The sequence below is a fragment of the Zobellella aerophila genome (assembly GCF_039539325.1).
GTDB classification, from domain to species: domain Bacteria; phylum Pseudomonadota; class Gammaproteobacteria; order Enterobacterales; family Aeromonadaceae; genus Oceanimonas; species Oceanimonas aerophila.
Window position 1 is genome coordinate 1181991 of the sequence record NZ_BAABCX010000001.1, and the last position, 20593, is coordinate 1202583.

At 60.8% G+C, this 20593-nt stretch carries 20 protein-coding genes and 1 pseudogene; 18 read left to right on the forward strand and 3 right to left on the reverse strand.

Annotated elements, in window-relative coordinates:
- Positions 1-78: 78 nt before the first annotated feature.
- Positions 79-636, forward strand: a complete 558-nt coding sequence (locus tag ABD806_RS05470; RefSeq protein ID WP_344955513.1) for a carboxymuconolactone decarboxylase family protein — start codon at positions 79-81, stop codon at positions 634-636.
- Between the two features lie 340 nt (positions 637-976).
- Here ABD806_RS05470 and ABD806_RS05475 read toward each other — a convergent pair whose 3' ends face one another.
- Positions 977-1864, reverse strand: a complete 888-nt coding sequence (locus tag ABD806_RS05475; protein ID WP_344955515.1) for a LysR family transcriptional regulator — start codon at positions 1862-1864, stop codon at positions 977-979.
- 152 nt (positions 1865-2016) lie between these two features.
- On the opposite strand from ABD806_RS05475, the gene ABD806_RS05480 reads away from it, so the two are divergent.
- From ABD806_RS05480 to ABD806_RS05505, 6 genes are all read left to right on the forward strand, one after another.
- On the forward strand, positions 2017-3045 hold the full coding sequence (locus tag ABD806_RS05480) for a TRAP transporter substrate-binding protein (RefSeq protein WP_344955517.1): 1029 nt from the start codon (positions 2017-2019) through the stop codon (positions 3043-3045).
- Between the two features lie 18 nt (positions 3046-3063).
- Positions 3064-3627 carry a TRAP transporter small permease gene (locus ABD806_RS05485; protein WP_344955519.1) on the forward strand — a complete coding sequence of 188 codons (564 nt, stop codon included), beginning with the start codon at positions 3064-3066 and terminating at the stop codon, positions 3625-3627.
- A 1-nt stretch (position 3628) separates the two neighbouring features.
- Complete coding sequence (locus tag ABD806_RS05490) at positions 3629-4927, forward strand: TRAP transporter large permease (RefSeq protein WP_344955521.1); 1299 nt, start codon at positions 3629-3631, stop codon at positions 4925-4927.
- A gap of 97 nt (positions 4928-5024) precedes the next feature.
- On the forward strand, positions 5025-6524 hold the full coding sequence (locus ABD806_RS05495) for a M81 family metallopeptidase (protein WP_344955523.1): 1500 nt from the start codon (positions 5025-5027) through the stop codon (positions 6522-6524).
- A complete protein-coding gene (locus ABD806_RS05500) occupies positions 6521-7420 on the forward strand; it encodes a carbon-nitrogen hydrolase family protein (RefSeq protein ID WP_344955525.1) in 900 nt (299 codons plus the stop codon). The genes ABD806_RS05495 and ABD806_RS05500 overlap by 4 nt, the downstream gene beginning before the upstream one ends.
- Positions 7421-7595: 175 nt before the next feature.
- Positions 7596-8867: a lytic murein transglycosylase gene (locus ABD806_RS05505; protein WP_344955527.1), complete on the forward strand. Its 1272-nt coding sequence runs from the start codon at positions 7596-7598 to the stop codon at positions 8865-8867.
- Positions 8868-8911: 44 nt separating this feature from the next.
- Here ABD806_RS05505 and ABD806_RS05510 read toward each other — a convergent pair whose 3' ends face one another.
- On the reverse strand, positions 8912-9238 hold the full coding sequence (locus tag ABD806_RS05510) for a cupin domain-containing protein (RefSeq protein WP_344955529.1): 327 nt from the start codon (positions 9236-9238) through the stop codon (positions 8912-8914).
- 101 nt (positions 9239-9339) lie between these two features.
- Between ABD806_RS05510 and ABD806_RS05515 the strand changes: the two genes are divergently transcribed.
- The 4 genes from ABD806_RS05515 (at position 9340) to ABD806_RS05530 (ending at position 12211) form a co-directional block, all read left to right on the forward strand.
- Positions 9340-9543 (forward strand): hypothetical protein, encoded by a 204-nt coding sequence (locus tag ABD806_RS05515; protein WP_344955531.1) that lies wholly within the window; start codon positions 9340-9342, stop codon positions 9541-9543.
- 6 nt (positions 9544-9549) lie between these two features.
- Entirely contained in the window at positions 9550-10035 is a 486-nt protein-coding gene (locus tag ABD806_RS05520) for a Mut7-C RNAse domain-containing protein (protein WP_344955533.1), read from the forward strand.
- A gap of 207 nt (positions 10036-10242) precedes the next feature.
- Positions 10243-11124, forward strand: a complete 882-nt coding sequence (gene rarD / locus ABD806_RS05525; RefSeq protein ID WP_344955535.1) for an EamA family transporter RarD — start codon at positions 10243-10245, stop codon at positions 11122-11124.
- 193 nt (positions 11125-11317) lie between these two features.
- Positions 11318-12211 (forward strand): hypothetical protein, encoded by an 894-nt coding sequence (locus tag ABD806_RS05530; RefSeq protein ID WP_344955537.1) that lies wholly within the window; start codon positions 11318-11320, stop codon positions 12209-12211.
- A gap of 6 nt (positions 12212-12217) precedes the next feature.
- Here ABD806_RS05530 and ABD806_RS05535 read toward each other — a convergent pair whose 3' ends face one another.
- Positions 12218-12418 (reverse strand): hypothetical protein, encoded by a 201-nt coding sequence (locus ABD806_RS05535; RefSeq protein WP_344956486.1) that lies wholly within the window; start codon positions 12416-12418, stop codon positions 12218-12220.
- Between the two features lie 72 nt (positions 12419-12490).
- Between ABD806_RS05535 and ABD806_RS05540 the strand changes: the two are divergent.
- The 7 genes and pseudogenes from ABD806_RS05540 to ABD806_RS05570 all read left to right on the forward strand — a co-directional run bounded on the left by ABD806_RS05540 (position 12491) and on the right by ABD806_RS05570 (position 20407).
- Positions 12491-13506 (forward strand): annotated as a pseudogene (locus tag ABD806_RS05540) (ABC transporter ATP-binding protein).
- Positions 13506-14159, forward strand: a complete 654-nt coding sequence (locus ABD806_RS05545) for an HAD family hydrolase (RefSeq protein WP_344955539.1) — start codon at positions 13506-13508, stop codon at positions 14157-14159. Before ABD806_RS05540 ends, ABD806_RS05545 begins: the two are co-directional and overlap by 1 nt.
- Before the next feature lie 89 nt (positions 14160-14248).
- Positions 14249-16003: a bifunctional diguanylate cyclase/phosphodiesterase gene (locus ABD806_RS05550; protein WP_344955541.1), complete on the forward strand. Its 1755-nt coding sequence runs from the start codon at positions 14249-14251 to the stop codon at positions 16001-16003.
- A gap of 186 nt (positions 16004-16189) precedes the next feature.
- Complete coding sequence (locus ABD806_RS05555) at positions 16190-17212, forward strand: amino acid ABC transporter substrate-binding protein (RefSeq protein ID WP_344955543.1); 1023 nt, start codon at positions 16190-16192, stop codon at positions 17210-17212.
- 62 nt (positions 17213-17274) lie between these two features.
- Positions 17275-18453: an amino acid ABC transporter permease gene (locus tag ABD806_RS05560; RefSeq protein WP_344955545.1), complete on the forward strand. Its 1179-nt coding sequence runs from the start codon at positions 17275-17277 to the stop codon at positions 18451-18453.
- A gap of 1 nt (position 18454) precedes the next feature.
- A complete protein-coding gene (locus tag ABD806_RS05565; protein WP_344955547.1) occupies positions 18455-19555 on the forward strand; it encodes an amino acid ABC transporter permease in 1101 nt (366 codons plus the stop codon).
- A gap of 99 nt (positions 19556-19654) precedes the next feature.
- Positions 19655-20407, forward strand: a complete 753-nt coding sequence (locus ABD806_RS05570) for an amino acid ABC transporter ATP-binding protein (RefSeq protein WP_425583072.1) — start codon at positions 19655-19657, stop codon at positions 20405-20407.
- Positions 20408-20593: the final 186 nt, after the last annotated feature.

The window sequence follows — 20593 nt, forward strand, 5'->3', positions numbered from 1 at the left end:
CGCCGACGCGCAGACATGTATTTGCGCGTGTCGGCATGCCGTGCCCTGCAGCGCTGTTCCCGAAACTAAGGAGCCACCATGCAATCAAGACTGAGTGACGTTAACCCGGATACTGCCCAAGGTGAACAAAAGCGGGTGCTGGACGCCATCCTGAGCGGTCCCCGGGGCAACCTGGACGGCCCCTTCCTGGCCTGGATCCACAGCCCAGAGTTGGCCGACAGGGCCCAGGCCCTGGGCGCCTTCTGCCGCTACCACACCGGCCTGCCCTTGCGCTTGAGCGAACTGGCCATCCTGATCACCGCCGCTCAATGGCAGTCCCAGGCCGAGTGGCAAATTCACGAACCCATCGCCCATCAGGCCGGGGTATCACAGGCAATAACAGAGGCGATCCGCACCGGTCGAGAGCCCAAATTCCAGGCCGAGGACGAACGCCTGGTCTACCGGCTCACCACCGAGCTGTACCACAGCAAACGTATTTCCGACTCCCTCTACCACAGTGCCCGGGAGCAGTTCGGCGAGCCGGTTCTGGTGGAGCTGGTCGGCCTGCACGGCTACTACGCCCTGGTGGCCATGACCCTCAACGCCTTCGACGTACGCCGTCACACCGAGCAACCCTTGCCGTTTCCGGAGCCCTAATAGGCTGCGGGGGAGCCGGTCCTTTCACGATAAAACAAATGATCTATTTAGTGTCCACGTACAGATAGGCCAAAGGGCCAACGCCGCCGACTCGCCGTGGCTCCTTCCCTGAGGCTCGGCCGTGCCACTGACGGCCATGGATGGCCGGAACGGCAGGAGCATTTTCCGGCCGTGGCACGGATGGTCGGCTGAGCAGATCCCTTTGTCCTCCTTGAAGCTCCGACATCGCCTGTTTGTACCTCCAGCAGGCAACTCAGGCATCAAGAAGAGGTGTCCCTGCTGTCTCTGGAATTACGTCACAACCAAGATGACTAGATGCATCAGCAAATTGGTATCAGTCCTATTCATCGGTCATCTGCAGCCGCAGCCGCTCGATAAAGGCCCGCACATAGCCGGGCCTCAGGGAAGACTTGGGCGTCAGTATGCCGATATCCCGGTAGATGCGGGGCTCGCTCACGTCCCTGTACACCAGATCCGGGATGCACAAAGCCTCCACCGCGCAGCGGGGGACTACCGCCAGCCCGTCACCTTTGCGCACCGTCATAAAGGCCCCCAGGATGGAATGGATCTGGTGAAACCAGTTGAGGTGGATATGCTCGTCGTCCATGGCCCGCTGGATCTTCAGCCAGTTGCCGCTCTGCTCGATATTGGACGCCATGGGATAGGCCGCCAGCTCCCGCCAGCGTAAATCATCCTGCCCTGCGACAGGATGCTCCCGGTTGCACACCACCCCCAGGGGCTCCTTGTACAACAGCTCGAACTCCACCTCTGGGTTGGCCGAGGTGAGCATGCCGATGCCCACATCCAGGGTGCCCCGCGCCACTTCCGTCACCAGCTCAATCGCGTTCATATCCAGGATGCGGAAGGCGACGAAGGGGTGGCTGACCCGCAGGCTGGCCAGGGCCTCAGGTATCAATTTAAGCCCCAGGGAAGGCAGGCAGCCGATGCGGATCAGCTCGCGCCGATAGGAGGTCGCGTTACGCAGGCTGGCCACCGACTCCTCGGTTTCCATCACTATCTTGCGGGCCCGCTCCAGAAATTCCCGCCCGGCGGCGGTGAGATGCACCTGACGGGTGGTACGGGTAAAGAGCGGCACCCCCAGGGTTTCCTCCAGCTTCTGGATACGCCGGCTCAGGGCCGGCTGGGTGATGTTCAGCTCGTCGGCGGCGGCATGGAAAGCGCCCAAATCCCCCAGGATGACGAAAGCTTTGAGATCTGAAATTCTCACATTAATAACATCCTTTTATTAATAACCAACATTTATCGATTTATCATATGCATCGCCTTGTGGCAACTTAACCTTATGGCCTTGGAAACACCCCCTGCTTCCAAGGCCCGGAGTTCAACGGAAAGAACCTATGTCTTTTAGGAGAAATACAGATGAAATCATTTCCCATCCTCGGTAAGTGCCTGACGCTCGCTTCCTCGCTGCTGCTACTGGGCCATTCCCACCTTGCCGCCGCCCAGGACAAGATCACCTGGACCATGGTGTCCCCACTGACCCCGGCCATCGCCTATATGCCGCTCTACCAGCAACTGGCCGACAATATCACCGAACGCAGCCAGGGCCGACTCACCGTCAACTTCCTCTCCTTCGGCCAGCATCCCTTCAAGGGGCCGGATATCCTCACCGCGGTGCGGGACGGGGTGGTGCAGATAGGTAATTCGGCCGACGTCTACGTCAGCTCCCTGGAGCCGGCCGTTGCCTTTATGGGCCTGCCTTTCCTGTTCGACAACCTGGAGCAGGCCAAAACCACCTTCAATGCCCTCAAGGAGCCCTATTACCAGCCGATTTTCGCGGATAAATACCAGTCCGAACTGCTGACCAGCTTCGTGATCAGCGGCTCCGCCATCCATGCCAAGAAGCCCCTGGATAATAGCGATGCCCTCAAGGGCCAGAAGATCCGGGTGTTCGGCAAGGAAAGCGGCGACATGATCCGCCTGCTCGGTGGCGAGCCGGCCACCGTCGCCTTCGGGGAGCTGTATACCGCCCTGCAACGGGGCACCATAGATGGCGCCCTCACCGGCATGGACGGTGCAAATGCGGCCCGGGTCTACGAGGTGGTCGACAACAACACCTGGTGGAACTGGTCCTATCCGGTGGAATTCACCTTCGTTAACCGCCAGGCCCTGGCCGCCCTGCCCGAGGATCTGCAGACCATAGTGCGCGAAGAGGCCGCCAGCATTAACGCCGAGCTGCAGGCCAATCGGGATCTGGGCACCATGCGGTTGCTGATCAAGGCCATCGAGCAGGACGGCATTACCGTGACCGGCCTGTCTGCCGCCAACCTGGCAGACTTCCGCACCCGTACCCAGCCCATCCTGGATGAATGGCAGGGCAAAACGGGCGCCCTCGGCGAGCAGGCCTTCGCCATCTACCACCAGCTGCACGACAGCGCCGCCCAGTAACAGCTGGAAGGACTCGACATGACTCACATCAGCCCCTCTGCACCGGAGCAGGCCGGCCTGCTAGACCGGATTGCGGCCGTCACCTCCGGCATAGGGCGGGAGCTCGCGGTCATCGCCATCATCCTGATGATGGCGCTGGTGGCCCTGAACACCCTGGCCCGCGCCCTGCCTTCGGTCAATGGCCTCTACTTCGTGGAGGAATACACCGGCTACCTGTTCGTGGCCGTCACCTTCATGGGGCTGGCCGACACCTTCCGCCACCACGGCCATGTGCGGGTCGAGTTTCTGATCCGGCAGCTGCCGCCCAAGCCCGCCGCCGTCCTGGAGCTGCTGGTCACCCTGGCCGCCATCGGCATCATCTCGGTACTGGCCTGGTTTGGTGCCCAACTGCTGCTGGGCAGCATCCGGAGCGGCGAACTGGCCCAGACGGTGACCCAGACGCCGCTGTGGATCCCCCGGCTGTGTCTGCTGCCCGGCTATCTGTTGTTGTTGCTCGAGCTGCTGGTCAAGCTGCAGCACGGTCTCTGCATGCTGAGCGGCTGCCCTGTCGCCCGTCAGCTAACCCCCCGGGAGGAGCACTAAGATGGAACTGACGATACTGAATATGGTACTGGCGCTGCTGATCCTGGCCCTGGTGCTGTTGAGCGGCATCTGGATCGCCATTGGCCTGGCCGGACTCGGACTGGCGCTGTTCCACTTTTTCCTGCCCGCCGGCATGATGCGCATGGTGGAGACCATTCAGTACAACGTGGTGGACGACTTTATCCTGGCGGCCATCCCCCTCTTTATCTTTATGGGCAGCCTGCTGCTCAAGGGCGATATCGCCAGCAAGATCTACCGCGGCCTTACCCCCCTGGTGTCCCGCCTGCCCGGCGGCCTGGTACAGACCAATATCCTGTCCTGCGCCGTGTTCGGCGCCTGCTCTGGCTCCAGCCTGGCCGGTGCCGCCACCATGGGTACCCTGGCGGTACGCGAGCTGACGGAGCGGGGCTACGATCGCAAGCTGGTGTACGGCTCCCTCGCCGCCGGCGGTACCCTGGCGACCATGATCCCCCCCAGCATCCTCTTTATCATCTACGGCAGCTTCGCCGGCCAGTCGATCAGCACCCTGTTTATCGCCGGCCTGGTGCCGGCGCTGATCATGGTATTGCTGTTTATGGGATACGTGGCCCTGGTCGCCCTGAAAAATCCGGCCAGCTGCCCCAGGGTGGAGCCCGCCTCCCTGGGGCAAATCCTGACGGCGATGAAGACCCTGGCCGCCCCTGTGCTGCTGATCACCGCCGTGCTCGGCTCCATCTATAGCGGTTTCGCCACCCCTACCGAGTCCGCCGCCGTGGGCTCTGTCGGCGCCCTGCTGATCCTGCTGGCCGAGCGCCACCTGCAATGGCGGGTAGTACGAGAGGCGGCGGTGATGTCGGTGCGCACCACCTGCATGATCGCGCTGATGATGATCGGTGCCCAGCTGATCTCCACCGCCCTGTCCATGCTGCAGATCCCCTTCCAGATCAGCCAGATGATCCTCAGCCTGGAGATGGCACCCTGGGTCATCGCCCTGGTGGTAGCGCTGTTCTTTATCCTACTCGGTTGCCTGATCGAGGGCACCAGCATGTTCTTCCTGACCTTTCCCATCATCTATCCGCTGATGATGGACCTGGGCTTCGATCCCATCTGGTTCGGGGTCATGATGGCGCTGTTTATCGAGATGAGCCTGATCACCCCGCCGGTCGGCCTCAACCTCTTTATCATCCACCAGGTCTCAGGCGAGGCCAGCATGGCCAGGACCATCCGCGGCGCCCTGCCTTTTTTCTTCGCCATGCTGTTGATGATGCTGCTGTTTATCGCCTATCCCCGGCTGGTGCTGATGCTGCCCAACGCCTTCTAGTCCGGTACCGGCCCGTCCCCGCGAGGGGCGGCGCCGATCCGACCTTTTAATAAATATGTTTAATAAATATCAACTGTTGATACAGAAGGGTGACTTTATGAAGATAGCCATCGCCGGGTTCCATATAGAGTCGGTCAGCTTCCTGGCCCATACCTCCGGCTACCAGGACTTCGAGGCCGGCGCCCTGCGCGGCGAGGCCCTGCTCAAGGGCCTGTCCGGTACCAATACGGTGATCGGCGGCATGCTCGATATCTGCCGGGAGCGGGCGATAACCCCGGTGCCCCTGGTCTACGCCTACCTGGGCGCCCTCGGCCGGGTAGCCGATGAGGTGATCGAACGCTACACCACAGAGATCTGTGAGGGACTGAAACAGGTTCCGGATCTGGACGGTGTACTGCTGCACCTGCACGGCGCCGCCTGGGCCCCCGGCTATGAGGATCCCGAGCGGCACATGATAGAAGCGGTACGCCAAGCGGTGGGTGACGGGGTGCGGCTGATGGTGGCCTTCGACTACCACGGCAACCTGGACGAGCACAGCATAGCCCGGGCCGACGCCGCCTTCGCCTACCACAGGTCGCCCCACACCGACATGGGCGATACCGGGCGGCGCTGTGCCGACTGCATGGTCCGCACCCTGAACGGCCAGCTTAAGCCCCATTGCGTCCTGCTCAAGCCGGGCCTGCTCACGCCCAGCATCTTCAGCGCCACCCAGCTCAGGCCCCTGGCCGATGTTATTGCCGATGCCCGCCGGCGGGAGCAGGATGCCGCCGACTACCTGGATATCTCGGTGATGGCAGGCTTTTCCTATGCCGATGCCGTCAACACCGGCTTCTCGGTGATTGCCGTCAGCGGCGAATGCCGGCAAAGAGCCGAGTCAGAGGCCAGGGAGATCCGCGACCGGCTCTGGCAGGAGCGGGAACGCATCTACCGACCGGAGCCGGTTTACGGCGTGAAAGAGGCGGTGGCGGAGGTCATGGCGCGCGCACCACATGTCTCTAAGCCCTTCGTGCTGCTGGAGCATGCGGACCGCCTGAACGACTCCACCTATGTGCTGGCGGAGCTGGTGGCACAAGATGCCCAGAACGCCGCCGTGCCCTTTCTATGGGATCCCGAGGCCGCCCGCCGGGCCGCCGCGGCCGGCGTCGGCAACCGGGTCCGGCTCAAGCTCGGAGCCCACAGCTCGGATAAAGCCGGGCCCCGTCTGGAACTGGAGTGCGAAGTGCTGCAGGCCGAGCCCAAGACCTATCATATTTCCGGCGCCATGCTGCAGGGCACCCGGGTCGATCTGGGACTGACCGCCCTGCTGCGCGTCGGCGGCATCCTGATCAGCGTGGTCAGCCGGCCGGCCTTCGGGGTGGACGAAGACGCCTTCACCGTGTTCGGGCAGGATCCCCGGGATTACGATATCATCGTGCTCAGATCCAAGACCCATTTCCGTCAGGTGTACGAAGCGTTAGCGGAGCAGATACTGATCGTCGACACCCCGGACTACGGCCCGGCCGATCTGCTCGGCCTGCCCTACCGGCGGCTGGACACCCGGAAGGTCTACCCCTTCACCACCGCCATGCCATCAGCGCAGCAGGAGGAACCATCATGAGCACAACATTGGCCGTCAGCCTGGCCCAGATCGAGGTGATACCGCTGGATGCCGACGCCAACGGTGCCAAACTGGAAGCCATCGCCCGCCGCGAGGCGGCGGCAGGCGCCCGGCTTATCGTCTTTCCCGAGTTGTGCAATACCGGCTATATCGAGCCCCTGGCCCCGGGCCAGCCCTTCACCGATCCGGGATTGTCCCATGCCGACTACGGCCATCGCCTGTACCAGTCGGCAACGACACTCGAGGGTGAGCTGATCCAGCGCCTGATCCGGGTGGCCGTCGAGTACGACTGTCACCTAGTCACCGGCCTGGCCCTGCGTCATCCCGAGCTGACCGGCGCCCTGCTCAACGCCTCGGTGCTGATAGGTCCCGGCGGCGTGTGCAGTATCTACGCCAAGGCTCATCTCTGGCACAACGAAAAACTCTATTTCGTACCGGGCCAGCGCTTCCCCGTATGCCAGACCCCCATCGGCCGCATCGGCATGCAGGTGTGCTACGACATCCGCTTCCCCGAGGTTACCCGCAGCCTGGCCCTGGCCGGCGCCGAGCTGGTCACCAATGTCTGGGCCTCGTTCCGCGAGCTGGACCGTCCTCCCACAGACCCTCTGCTGTTCCACCACCGGGCCTTCACCCGCGCCCAGGAGAACGGCCTCTACTTTTTAAGCTGCAACCGGGTGGGCGAGCACGGCGGCTACCGCTTTATGGGCCGCAGCCTGGTTGCCGCGCCCGACGGCACCATAATCGGCGCCCTGGACCATGAAGAGGAGGACTGCCTGCGGGTGGAGATAAAACTTGACGAGATCGAGCGCTATCGCATGGCAACCGGCATCTTCACCGACCGGCGTCCCGCTCTGTATCAGGCGTTGAACCGGCCCGCGGATGGGCCGACCGGATAAAACGGCGCATCACGGCTGATAACGCTAGCGGAAAGGAGGAGCGAAGCACGGGCAGATGAAGTGCCCCCTGCATCGTCCGCGCGGCTAAATTTATAGCCGACCCAGGCGCACGGCTTTATTTTTTCCAGGCATAGGATATGCTGCCCGCAGTTCATCAGTAAGGCAGGATAACAGCTTGAAACCTCTCCATATCAGCGCTTTTTTCGCCGGCGTGATGCTCAGCGGCTGCGCCAGCCAGCCTGCGTCCCCCCAGGCTCCCTTCTCCCCCCAGGCACCTGCGGTTACCGGCCAGACCAATGCGACGGGCGTCCCCACCTCGCCCGCCACCGAGGCCGGCTTTGTCCAATGGCGCAACGGCTTCCGGACCAAGGCCATCGGCGCGGGCATTGCTTCCCGGGTATTTGATCAGGCCTTTGCCGGTGTGCGTCTGAATCAGGAAGTGATACGCCTGGACGGTCGTCAGGCGGAATTTACCAAACCTATTTGGGAATACCTGGATTCCGCCGTTTCCCAGAGCAGGGTGACGACAGGACGCCAAAAGCTAGGTGAGCTGGGCACGACCCTGGCCGCCATCGAACAGCGTTATGGGGTGGATGCCGAGGTGTTGCTGGCAATCTGGGGCATGGAAACCAATTTCGGCTCCTATCGCGGCAACACCAGTACCATCGAAGGCCTGGCCACCCTCGCCTATGAGGGCCGCCGCCGGGCCTTTGCCGAGGAGCAGCTGATCGCCGCCCTTAAGATACTGCAATCCGGCGACACCACGGCGGAGCGGATGCGCGGCTCCTGGGCCGGCGCCATGGGCCATACCCAGTTCATGCCCACCAGCTACCTGCAATATGCCCAGGACTTTACCGGTGACGGCCGTCGCGACATCTGGTCTGATGATCCCGCCGATGCCCTGGCGTCCACCGCCCATTACCTGGCCAGGTTCGGCTGGCAACAGGGGGCGCCCTGGGGCGTTGAAGTCAGGCTGCCGGCCGGATTCGACTATTCGGCGGCGGATCAAAACAACCTGCAGCCCGTGTCCTACTGGCGCAGTCGAGGCATCACCACCATCGCCGGCCAGCCCTTGCCCGACCATGGCGACGCCGCCATCCTGGTGCCGGCCGGCGCCCGGGGCCCGGCCTTCGCCATTTTCCATAACTTCAAGGTGATCCGCCGCTATAACAATGCCACCTCTTATGCCATGGGCGTTGGTCATCTGGGTGACAGGATTGCCGGTGGCGGCGAATTCCAGCGCCCCTGGCCGAGAGGCGAACGAGAGCTGAGCCGGAGCGAAAAGATGGAACTGCAGCGCCGGCTGACCGAGCGCGGCTTCGATACCCGGGGTGCCGACGGGGTGATTGGTCCCAATTCCATCGGCGCCATCCGCCGTTTCCAGCAATCCCTGGGGTTGACTGCCGATGGTTATCCGACCGAATCCTTGCTGCAACGGCTGCGTTAACCCGCTGCCATGGCCATGATGGCGGCCAAGCCGTCATCCGCCGCTTATGTAGCGTAAAACACCGCCAGCCAGAGGGTATCCTGCTCCGGGTGGGTCCAGGCCACCCTGTGCTTGCGGCGGGCGGGGATCAGCAGGTAATCGCCGGCTTTCAGCCTTATCTGCTCATCCGGTTCCAGCAAGGCCAGCTCCGCCTCGCCCTGCACCAACAGCACAAATTCATGCTCATGTTGATCGTACCAGAAGCCCTCGGGCGAACCATGGCCGCGGGAAACGATACGTTCGATACGCACCCGATCATTGCCGGCGAGGGTCAGGATTAGCTCTTCGGGCAGGGTGGCGGGGATGTCTTGCCATAGGTTATGCGGGATCATCTTGGTTTCCTTTTCAAAGATCACATAAATGGAACATATATTCGACAATGGCATGAGATAGTGATTAACTGCCGTTGATTGTGAACAAGGGAGCCATCGCCATGAAAGAGAAGGATCTGATTTTTTTCCAGCCCCTGTGGCGGCGTATTGCCGTTACCCTGTTTTGCCTGGCCTGGTCTCTGTACGAATGGCTGTCCGGTGCCCAGCTCTGGGGCACTATCACCGCGGGTATTACGATTTATTGCTACTGGTGCCTGTTCCATACCTTCCAGCCTATCAAACCGACAGATACCCACGTCCGCTAGCCGGTCATGAGCGAGCCTGATACGGCTCCCCGCTTCCTCGCCGATGCCATGCTCGGCCGGCTCGCGCGCTGGCTGCGGGTGCTGGGCTACGACACCTTCTATGATCCGGCCGGTGATGACAAGGAACTGGTCGCGCTGTCCGATGCCGAGCACAGGGTGTTGCTCACCCGGGACCGGCACCTGGTGCACTTCCTGCGCCCCCGCCACCCCTTGCTGATCACCGCCGAGAAACCGCTGGTACAGCTGCGGGAGGTGATCGGTGCCTGTCGCCTCTCCCCGCCGGCCGAGCTGTTTACCCGCTGCCTGCTGTGCAACCAGCCGCTGCGGGCAGCCACCGCCGAAGAAGCGGCCACACTGGTGCCGGAAACGGCCCGGGGCCTGCCGGGCCAAGTGCGCCGCTGCCCCCATTGCCGGCATATCTACTGGTACGGCAGCCATACTCGGCGCATGCGCGAAACGCTGCTCAGGGAATTGCCGGACTGGCTGCGTTAACACCATAACCCTCTTGCCCGGCAACGAGCCCCCGCCACATTGGCAGAAACCGACCCACTTACCGGACTAAAGCAGACCATTCATCTGCATTATCGGCTCAAATTTAGCCATATATGATAAAAGTATCCCTTTATCACGATACATTTCATCGGGCTCAGGCCATATACTGGCGCCTACCTTTCAACCCTATTGAATCAGGAGGCCAGCTTGTCCAGAGGTTTGTTCTTGTCGGTCCTTTCCTCCCTACTGTTTGCACTCTTGTACTATTACAGCAGCCTGCTTTTCCCTCTCGACGGGGAACAGGTATTTGGCTGGCGCCTGCTGTTGACCTTTCCCTGCCTGACCCTGTTTATGATCGTCAGTGGTGACTGGACCGCCGCCAGCAACCTGGGACGCCGGCTGCTGCACAGCCCGGCGTTAGTGGCAGGATTGCTGGCATCAGCGTTTTTACTGGGCGTTCAACTCTGGCTGTTTATGTGGGCGCCGCTGGTCGGCCGGGCCATGCAGGTTTCCCTGGGATATTTTCTGATGCCACTGGTTATCGTGCTGGCCGGCGGGCTGTTTTACCGGGATCGATTGTCGCGCCTGCAAAAACTGGCGGTCGTCTGTGCCGCCCTCGGCGTCGCTCATGAACTGTATCGGGTGGGCGGTTTCTCCTGGGAGACCCTGCTGGTCGCCTTCGGCTACCCCCTCTATTTCATGTTGCGCCGCCGGCTCGGCACCCACAATCTCGGCGGACTCTGGTTCGATATGGCGCTGCTGCTGCCCGCCGCCGGCTGGTTTGTCGCGACAGGCTCGCCGCTGGCTATACTTGAAAGCCGCCCGGCCCTGTATCCGCTGATCCTGCTGCTGGGCGCGCTCAGTGCCATGGCCTTGATCTGTTATACCCTGGCCAGCCGGCTGCTGGCCTTTAGCCTGTTCGGCCTGCTGGGTTATGTGGAGCCGGTGCTGCTGGTAGGTGTTGCCCTGCTGCTGGGCGAGAGCATCGGAGCCAGCGAGTGGCTCACCTATCTCCCCATCTGGCTGGCGGTGATGCTGCTGGTGCTCGAAGGGGTCAAACATCTGTCCACCCGCCGCCTGGTGCCTTAGGGGTTGCCGGCAACCGGCATTCATTGCCGATACCGAGCAGTCCTTGCACACATGTCCATACACCGCACAGCATCGCTAAAAGACAGGGGGACCGTGCTTGTTTTATTGCTAAAAGCGGTAGAAATAACAAGACTGTTTGTAATACAAGTAGCTGATTTCAATACCACACCATTGCAACCCCATGACAGGATACATGATACGCTTGATTCTTCTGTTCTTAGGTTTTTCCTTGCTGATTGGCTGTGCGTCTGCTGACAGCCCGCGGCTGGCCCTGACCCCGGTCGCCGACTTCCCGGATCGCCTGTCGGAAACATCCGGACTGGTCGCCTGGCAGGACGGTTTTATCAGCCACAACGACAGCGGCAACGGGGTGGAATTGTTTATGCTGGATGCGGCCGGTCAGATCCGGGAGATCTGGCCGCTGGCCGGCGCGCGCAATCGCGACTGGGAAGACATCACCATTGCCGGCGATACCCTTTATCTGGCCGATATCGGCAACAATGGCGGCTACCGCCGGGATCTGGTGATCTATCGGCTGAGCATGGCATCGCAAGCTGCCCGGGCCGTGCAGGAAATTCCGGTACGCTATGCCGAGCAGACCAATTTCATGCCCCCCCAACATCGGCACAACTTTGATGCCGAAGCCCTGACCTGGGTGGACGGCGAGCTTTGGCTGTTGACCAAACGCTGGCTGGATGAGCAGACCGCCCTCTATAAGCTGGATCCGGGCGCTCCGCCCACCCCGCTGACCGAACAACAACGGCTGGATACCCGGATGCTGGTCACGGCCGCCGACTATGATGCGGGCAGCCAGACCCTGATAGTGCTGGGCTATGGCCGTAACTGGCTGGTTCGACGGGCTTACCTGTGGCTGTACCCGGTGCGGGACGGGCGCATCATCGAGTGGCAAGGCCGGCATTTCACCCTCGCCGAAGGAGGGCAATTCGAGGGGGTCGCCCTGGGTGCGGACGGACATCTCTACCTGACCCGGGAAGGCTATCAGAGCAACCTGTTCCGCAGCCAGCAGTCGCTGGCGGTACTGTTGCTAGGCGGACTGGCCCAGGGTCCGGATGCGCCCCGGCCCTGAGCGGGATCAGGGATGGCCGACGCCCTGCACGTGACTGTCAATGAGGATGCGCACCGCATCATGGCGCCAGAACTCCCGATCATAGTTGATGCGGGTCACCGCCAACACCGGGCTGCCTTCGGCCAGGCTGAGCGCCCGGGCCGCCTCGCCCCGGGCGGCGGTGGTGTACAGCCAACGCACCAACAGTGGCCACCTTACCAGCGCCATGGTGATGTCCTATTTCCTCTTTATCGGCGTGGCGACCTGGTTCGCCCTGCGCCAGCAAACCCGGAGCACCTGATGCATTATCTGGAAGTCGCCAACCTGACCAAATCCTTCCCGACACCCCGGTGTTCAAAGACATCCGTTTTGATGTCCGCCAGGGGGAATTCATCATCCTGCTCGGTCCTTCGGGCTGCGGCAAGTCCACCCTGCTGCGCAGCCTGGCGGGACTGATCACCCCGGATCGGGGGCAGATACGGGTATCCGGGGAGGACATCACCTACCTTCCCCCCCAGAAACGGGGCATCGGCATGGTGTTTCAAAGCTATGCCCTGTTCCCCAACCTGACGGTGGCCGGCAATATCGCCTTCGGCCTGATCATGCAAAAGTGCAGCCGGCAAGACATCAGCCGGCGGGTCGCCGAGGTGGTTGAGTTGGTCGGCCTGAACGGCCGGGAGCATTTTTATCCGGCCAAGTTGTCCGGTGGCCAGCGACAACGGGTCGCCCTGGCCCGAGCCCTGGTGGTGCACCCGCGCATCCTGCTGCTGGATGAGCCCCTCTCCGCCCTCGATGCCCCCATCCGCAAGCACCTGCGCGAGTAGATCCGGGCCATTCAGCAGCAGCTGAACCTGACCACCGTCTTCGTCACCCATGATCAGGAAGAAGCGCTAACCCTGTCGGATCGCATCTTCGTGATGAACCAGGGGAAAATAATCCAGGCCGATACCGCCAAGGCGGTCTACACCCGGCCCGCCAGCGGTTTTGTCGCCAGCTTTATGGGCAACTATAATCTGCTCACCGCCGAGCAGGCCCGCCAATTGTTGGGACTCAAGATCTGCGGCAAGCTGGCCATCCGTCCCGAGTCCATCTATATCCGCGAACCCGGCCGGGACTATGGCCCCGCCATGACGCCAGCGGTGCCGGCCCGGATCGCCGGCCACCAGCTGCTGGGAAATGTGATCCGTTATCATGTCCAGGCCGCCGGCTGCCTGCTAACGGTGGATCGGCTCAACCGGGGAGCCGACGCCCTGTTGGCGATCGGCAGCTCGCTGGAACTGGTATTTAACAGCACCGAACTGAAGGAAGTTGCCTGATGAAACTGGCTATTTTTGATCTGGATGAAACCCTGATTGCCGGCGACACCGCCAGCCTCTGGCTAGAGTTTCTGGTGCGGCGCAAGCTGGCTCCGGTCGGCATACTCGAGCAGGAACGCACCCTGATGACCGCCTATTACCAGGGGCGCATGGATATGGACGCCTATATGGCGCTGACCCTGGCCCCCATCCGTCACTGGCAGCTGCAGGATCTCTCGCCCCTGGTCGAGGAGTTTATCCGTCAGGACATACTGCCGCTGGTCTACCCGGACGCCCGTGCCCGGCTGGCCTGGCACCGGTCCCAGGGCCACGAAATCGTGATTATCTCCGCCACCGGAGAACATCTGGTCAAACCCATAGCCCTGGCCCTGGGGGTACGGCACGCCATCGGCATCATGCTCGACTGTTGCGATGGCGTCTATAACGGCCGTACCCGCGGCGTGTTCAGCTACCAGGAAGGCAAGCTGGTCCGGCTGCAGGAGTGGCTAGAACGGCAGGCATTGAGTCCGTCCCACAGCTACGGCTACAGCGACTCGCTCAATGATCTGCCGTTGCTGGAGTTTGTCGACACCCCGTTCGCCATCAACCCGGGCGAGCACCTGGCCCACATCGCCCGCGGACGCAACTGGTCCTGCCTCAATTGGGAGCTATAAGCATCCCTACTGTCACAACTTGTTCATATTACGGCAATAGACTCCCGCCATCTTGTTATGAATGGTGACTTATGACGGTGCTAACCTGTTTGACCGATTCTCTCACTGCATTAATCGCCCAAGGAGGTCTGCGCCCCCTGTTCCAGCCGATCGTGGATACCCGACAAGGGGGGCTGATCGGTCATGAGGCGTTAATACGTGGCCCCGCCGGTCATGCCCTGGAATTCCCCTATGATCTGTTCGGAGAAGCCAAACGGGTCGGCATGTTGTCGGAACTGGATCTGACCTGCCGCGAAGCGGCCATGCAGGCCTACAGCCAGATGGAAATGGAAGGCTACCTGTTCCTCAACGTCAATCCCAATGTGCTGCTGGACAAGCAGCACCCCCGGGGTTGTACCCTGCGCCTGGCCCGGGAACTGGGTATTCCCGCCGAAAAAATCGTGATCGAGCTGTCCGAGCAATACCCGATCCAGAATCCGGAAGATCTCAAGCAGGCCGTGCACCGCTATCGGGAAGGCGGCTTCCTGATCGCCATCGACGATCTGGGCGCCGGCTATTCGGGCCTGAAACTCTGGTCTGAAGTAAAGCCCGACTTCGTGAAGATCGATAGGTATTTTATCGAGCATATCGACGGAGATCCTATCAAACGGGAGTTTGTACAAAGCATCATCACCCTGGCCAGGGGCATGCAGTCCCGGGTGATTGCCGAAGGCATCGAAACCGGTGACGAGCTGCGGCAACTGCAGGACATGGGCATCCATTATTGCCAGGGTTACTACTTGGGCCGACCCCAGATGACTCCCCTCGCCGCACCGCCGCGGCTACCCGTATCCGATCAATCGCTCCCGCTTCGCCACCATAAAGAAACCATCGCCTTGCTGGCCCGCCCCGGCCACACCGTCGACATCAATACCCCGGTTCACCGGGTGTTTGACACCCTGCTCGCCAACGGCCAGCTGCATTCACTGCCGGTGCTCGATCGAGGCATACCGGTCGGCCTGGTACGCAGGGAGAAGATCATGGAGCTGTATTCCGGCTCCTATGGCCGGGCCCTGTATGCCAACAAGTGTATCAAACATGCGATGGATGCCCGGCCGCTGGTGGTCGACTGGCAAAGCCCGCTGGAACGCGTCAGCAACCTGATCACCGATGATGATGAGATCTCGGACCACAGGCACTTTATTATCAGCCGCCAGGGGCGTTATTACGGCTTGGCCTCGGTGCGCGGCCTACTGCGCACCATGACCGAACTGCGCCTGCTCCATGCCCGCTATGCTAATCCGCTGACCCTGTTGCCGGGCAATGTGCCCATCTACCGGGAAATCGATGAGGCCCTGCAGCAACAACGGGATTTTTATGTTGCCTATTTCGACCTCAACAACTTTAAACCCTATAACGATGTCTACGGCTATGCCCAGGGCGACAAGGTCATCCAATGGGTTGCCCGGTTGTTGCAGGAAGTGCTGGTCGGCGACGGCCAGTTTCTCGGCCATGTGGGAGGCGATGACTTCGTTGCCGTCCTGGATGGTCGGTGCGACTGGCCGGTGCTGTGCGACACTATCATCCAGCGTTTCGAGGCGGGGATCGCCGGGTTCTACTCGGCAGAGGATCAACTGAGAAAGGGAATTGTCGCCAACTCCCGCAGCGGCGAGCAGATTTTTTATCCGCTGCTGGGCATGGCCATCGGCGTGGTCCATCCGGATAGCCGCAACTGCCACTGTCACGAGGATGTGGCCAGCCTGACCAGTCACGCCAAACAACAGGCCAAACGCAGACAAGCCAGCCACTGCTTTATCAGTGACAGGCGTGCCCCTCACCAGGGGGAGTCAATCGCCACGGGCTGAATTCGCTCCGATCATGGTAATTGTTTGAGTCCACCTCTTCCTTGCCGCCGTTTTACGATCTCTCTCAAAACTTTACGATATTTTAACACCTTAGCCCCTGGCTTATGCTAATACTCTAGTGGGGCATCGGAGGTTCATATGCCTTAATAGAATAAAACGACCGAGATTTACAAAAGGAAGTGACGTATGACAAGAACAGGAAAAACCTCCCTCTTTATCGCCACTGCCCTGGCATTAGGCTTGGCCCAACAGGTTCAAGCCGCCACCCTGGATACCATAAAGGAGCGGGGAGAGCTCAAGTGCGGTGTCAACAGCGGCCTGGCCGGCTTCTCTAACCCGGATGATAAGGGTGTATGGCGGGGGCTGGATGTGGATCTGTGCCGGGCCGTTTCCGCCGCAGTCTTTAACGACCCCGACAAGGTTCAGTTTATTCCCCTCAATGCCAAAGAGCGTCTCACCGCCCTGCAATCCGGCGAAATCGATGTGCTGTCGCGTAATACCACCTGGACCTCCAGCCGCGATACGGATCTGGGCGTGAACTTCACCGGCGTCAACTATTATGACGGCCAGGGCTTCCTGATCAGCAAGAAACTGGGCGTCACCAGCGCCAAGGAGCTGGATGGTGCCGCCATCTGTATCCAGGCGGGCACGACCACCGAGCTGAACGTAGCCGACTATTTCCGCAAGAATGACATCGGCTACACGGCTGTGGTGTTCGATACCTCGGACCAAACGGTACAAGGCCTGGAAGCCGGCCGCTGTGACGTACTGACCTCGGATCTGTCCCAGCTTTACGCACTGCGCACCAAACTGTCCAACCCCGACGATGCCATGGCGCTGCCGGAAGTGATCTCCAAGGAACCCCTGGGACCGGTGGTGCGCCAGGGCGACGACCAATGGTTCAACGTGGTCAAATGGACCCATTTCGCCATGGTCAACGCCGAGGAGCTGGGCATTACCAAGGCCAATGTCGATGACATGCTCAAGTCGGACAACCCGGACATCCGTCGCCTGCTGGGCAATGATGCCGATTTCGGCAAGGGCATGGGGCTGGACAAGGACTGGGCCTACCGCATCATCAAACAGGTAGGCAACTATGGTGAAGTGTTCGCGGCCAACGTGGGCCAGGACTCCCCCCTGAAGATTGAACGGGGCCTGAACGCGCTGTGGACCGAAGGCGGTCTACAGTACGCACCTCCCGTCCGTTAACCTCCCGGGGACTGTGCCCGGCACAGTCCCCTCCTTATCCCCGATTGCGAGGATTGCGGCCTATGTCCTCAACCCCGAATGCTCATCAAGTCCGCTTCTGGCGTGATCCGGCCAAGCGGGCGCTGATATTCCAGCTGATACTGCTGGCCCTGGTGGCCTGGTGTATCTGGATTATCGTCGACAATACCCTGAACAACCTGTCTACCCGGGGCATCACCACCGGCTTTGGTTTCTTGAACGATACCTCCGGCTTCGCCATCGCCCAGTCGCTGATCCCCTACAGTGAAACCGACACCTATGGCCGCACCTTTGTGGTCGGCCTGCTCAACACCCTGCTGGTGTCTTTCTTCGGCATTATCTTCGCCACCATATTGGGCTTTATCCTGGGGGTGGCACGCCTGTCACCGAACTGGCTGATCGCCAAATTCGCCTCCGCCTATGTGGAAGTATTCCGCAATATCCCCCTGCTGCTGCAGATGTTTTTCTGGTATTTCGCCGTCCTGCGTACCCTGCCCGGGCCAAGGGACAGTCTGAATATCAACGACACTTTATTCTTAAATGTGCGCGGTCTGTATCTACCCGAACCCATCCCCGGCGCGGGTTTTCATTTTATCTGGCTAGCGCTGACCGTCGCCATCGCGGTCTCGGTCTGGCTGGTACGTTTTAATCATCGCCGCCAGCAAGCTACCGGTCAGCGATTCCCGGCCTACTGGCTGTCCCTGCTGCTGATAGCCGGCCTGCCGCTGCTGGTCTTTTTTGCCCTGGGCCGGCCGCTGGAATGGAATTACCCCGAACTCAGGGGCTTTAACTTCCGTGGCGGCATGGCGGTGATCCCGGAGTTTCTGGCACTCTGGCTGTCGCTGAGCATCTACACCGCCGCCTTTATCGCCGAAATCGTGCGCTCGGGCATCCAGGCCGTGTCTCATGGCCAGACCGAAGCGGCCCATGCCTTAGGCATTAAAGACAGCCTGACCCTGCGGCTGGTGGTGATACCTCAGGCGATGCGGGTAATTATCCCCCCGTTGACCAGCCAGTATCTGAACCTGACAAAGAACTCCTCCCTGGCCACCGCCATCGGTTATCCGGATCTGGTCTCGGTGTTTGCCGGCACCACCCTCAACCAGACCGGCCAGGCGATAGAGGTGATCGCCATTACCATGCTGGTCTACCTGACCATCAGCTTGTCGGTATCCTGGTTTATGAACTGGTTTAATGCCCGTATGGCCCTGGTGGAGAGATAAGATGTTCAAGGACACACTGACTCCGGCGCGGGAAGCGCCACTCGCCAGTACCGGACTGGTCGGCTGGCTGCGCGCCAACCTGTTCTCCGGCCCTGTCAACAGCCTGGTCACCCTGGCCGGACTCTATATCCTGTATCTGCTGCTGGTCCCCGTCATCGACTGGGCCCTGCTCAAGGCGGACTGGAGTGGCGCCGACCGCACCGCCTGCACCAGCGGCGGGGCCTGCTGGGTGTTTGTTGCCAACCGCTTGCAGCAGTTTACCTATGGCTTTTACCCCAGCTCAGAGCTGTGGCGCATCAACCTGACCTTTGTGCTGTTCGTCGGGCAGCTGGCCTGGCTGGCCTGGCCCAATGCACCGGCAAAGAGCTGGGTCGCCCCCTTCGTGGTGCTGGTATTCCCCTTTATCGCCTTTATGCTGCTTTACGGCGGTTACTTCGGCCTGAGCATAGTGTCGACCCATCAGTGGGGCGGCCTGACCCTGACGCTGATCCTGGCGGTGGTGGGCATTGTCGCGGCACTGCCGTTCGGTACCATACTGGCATTGGGACGTCGCTCCCATATGCCGATCGTGCGCAGCCTGTCGGTGGTGTTTATCGAGTTCTGGCGTGGGGTACCGCTGATCACCGTGCTGTTTATGTCGTCGGTGATGCTGCCCCTGTTCGTGCCCGAGGAACTGACCCTGGACAAGCTGGTCCGGGCCATGATCGGCATCATTTTCTTCCAATCCGCCTATATGGCCGAGGTGGTCCGCGGCGGCCTGCAGGCCATTCCCAAGGGCCAATACGAGGCGGCCGAAGCGCTCGGCCTGAATTACTGGAAGATGATGGGGCTGATCGTCTTACCCCAGGCGATGAAAATGATGATCCCGGGGATAGTGAATACCTTTATCGCCCTGTTCAAGGACACCAGCCTGGTGTTGATCATCGGCCTGTTCGATCTGCTGGCAATAGTACAGGCCGGCTTGTCCGACCCCAACTGGCTGGGCTATTCCACCGAAGGCTATGTGTTTGCCGGACTGGTGTTCTGGGTATTCTGTTTCGGCATGTCCAAATACAGCCAGCACCTGGAACATAAACTCTATACCGGGCATAAGAAACGCTGAGTAAACGGGGTTAATACCGCTACCTTTCTGAGAATGGTCAGGAGCCGAATAAGCAGCCCTTCGCGCCAGGGATAAATAAATGGCATCAGGAGTGAAGTAATGGAGCAAGAAAAACACGAAACCATGGTCGCCATGCACAAGGTCAACAAGTGGTACGGCGACTTCCATGTGTTGCGCGATATCGACCTGACGGTCACCAAGGGGGAACGTATCGTCATCTGCGGCCCTTCCGGCTCGGGCAAGTCGACCCTGATCCGCTGCCTCAACCGGCTGGAGGAACATCAGCAGGGCGATATCATCATCCGCGGCACCCCCTTGACCAATGACGTCAAGAACATCGAGACCATACGCCGGGAAGTGGGCATGGTGTTTCAGCACTTCAACCTGTTCCCTCACCTGACCGTACTGGAAAACTGCACCCTGGCGCTGATCTGGGTACGCAAGACACCGCGCAAGGAGGCGGAAGAGATCGCCATGAAGCTGCTGACCCGGGTCAAGATCCAGGAGCAGGCCAGGAAATACCCGGGCCAGCTGTCCGGCGGCCAGCAGCAAAGGGTGGCCATCGCCCGCAGCCTGTGCATGAACCCGGAGATCATGTTGTTCGACGAGCCCACCTCGGCGCTGGATCCGGAGATGATCAAGGAGGTGCTGGATGTCATGATCGAGCTGGCGGAAGAAGGCATGACCATGCTGTGCGTGACCCACGAGATGGGCTTCGCTCGCACGGTGGCGGACCGGGTGATCTTTATGGACGAAGGGCAGGTCATCGAAGAAAACGATCCCGAGACCTTCTTCCATCACCCGCAGTCCGAGCGTACCAAGCTGTTCCTGAGCCAGATCCTCGGGCACTGACAAAACACTATCGGCACACTGATGCCGTATGCCGGTCAGCATAACTGGCCGGCGTAATCCGCGGCTTGCCGGGGACGATAAGGGCATGGCGAAAACCATACTCTTAGCAAATGAAAATTTGGGCGCCGCCTGCCGGCGGCGCACACGACGTTCAGAATAAACCGAGCGGATTGCTGTCGTAGCTCA

Bases quoted from the DNA above. Each gene is read 5' to 3' on its own strand.
- ABD806_RS05480 (WP_344955517.1), top strand. From the start codon at position 2,017: ATGAAATCATTTCCCATCCTCGGTAAGTGCCTGACGCTCGCTTCCTCG.
- ABD806_RS05515 (WP_344955531.1), top strand. From the start codon at position 9,340: ATGAAAGAGAAGGATCTGATTTTTTTCCAGCCCCTGTGGCGGCGTATT.
- ABD806_RS05545 (WP_344955539.1), top strand. From the start codon at position 13,506: ATGAAACTGGCTATTTTTGATCTGGATGAAACCCTGATTGCCGGCGAC.
- ABD806_RS05570 (WP_425583072.1), top strand. From the start codon at position 19,655: ATGGAGCAAGAAAAACACGAAACCATGGTCGCCATGCACAAGGTCAAC.
- ABD806_RS05520 (WP_344955533.1), top strand. From the start codon at position 9,550: ATGAGCGAGCCTGATACGGCTCCCCGCTTCCTCGCCGATGCCATGCTC.
- ABD806_RS05490 (WP_344955521.1), top strand. From the start codon at position 3,629: ATGGAACTGACGATACTGAATATGGTACTGGCGCTGCTGATCCTGGCC.
- ABD806_RS05495 (WP_344955523.1), top strand. From the start codon at position 5,025: ATGAAGATAGCCATCGCCGGGTTCCATATAGAGTCGGTCAGCTTCCTG.
- ABD806_RS05535 (WP_344956486.1), bottom strand. From the start codon at position 12,418: ATGGCGCTGGTAAGGTGGCCACTGTTGGTGCGTTGGCTGTACACCACC.
- ABD806_RS05555 (WP_344955543.1), top strand. From the start codon at position 16,190: ATGACAAGAACAGGAAAAACCTCCCTCTTTATCGCCACTGCCCTGGCA.
- ABD806_RS05510 (WP_344955529.1), bottom strand. From the start codon at position 9,238: ATGATCCCGCATAACCTATGGCAAGACATCCCCGCCACCCTGCCCGAA.
- ABD806_RS05485 (WP_344955519.1), top strand. From the start codon at position 3,064: ATGACTCACATCAGCCCCTCTGCACCGGAGCAGGCCGGCCTGCTAGAC.
- ABD806_RS05565 (WP_344955547.1), top strand. From the start codon at position 18,455: ATGTTCAAGGACACACTGACTCCGGCGCGGGAAGCGCCACTCGCCAGT.
- ABD806_RS05500 (WP_344955525.1), top strand. From the start codon at position 6,521: ATGAGCACAACATTGGCCGTCAGCCTGGCCCAGATCGAGGTGATACCG.
- ABD806_RS05530 (WP_344955537.1), top strand. From the start codon at position 11,318: ATGATACGCTTGATTCTTCTGTTCTTAGGTTTTTCCTTGCTGATTGGC.
- ABD806_RS05470 (WP_344955513.1), top strand. From the start codon at position 79: ATGCAATCAAGACTGAGTGACGTTAACCCGGATACTGCCCAAGGTGAA.
- ABD806_RS05560 (WP_344955545.1), top strand. From the start codon at position 17,275: ATGTCCTCAACCCCGAATGCTCATCAAGTCCGCTTCTGGCGTGATCCG.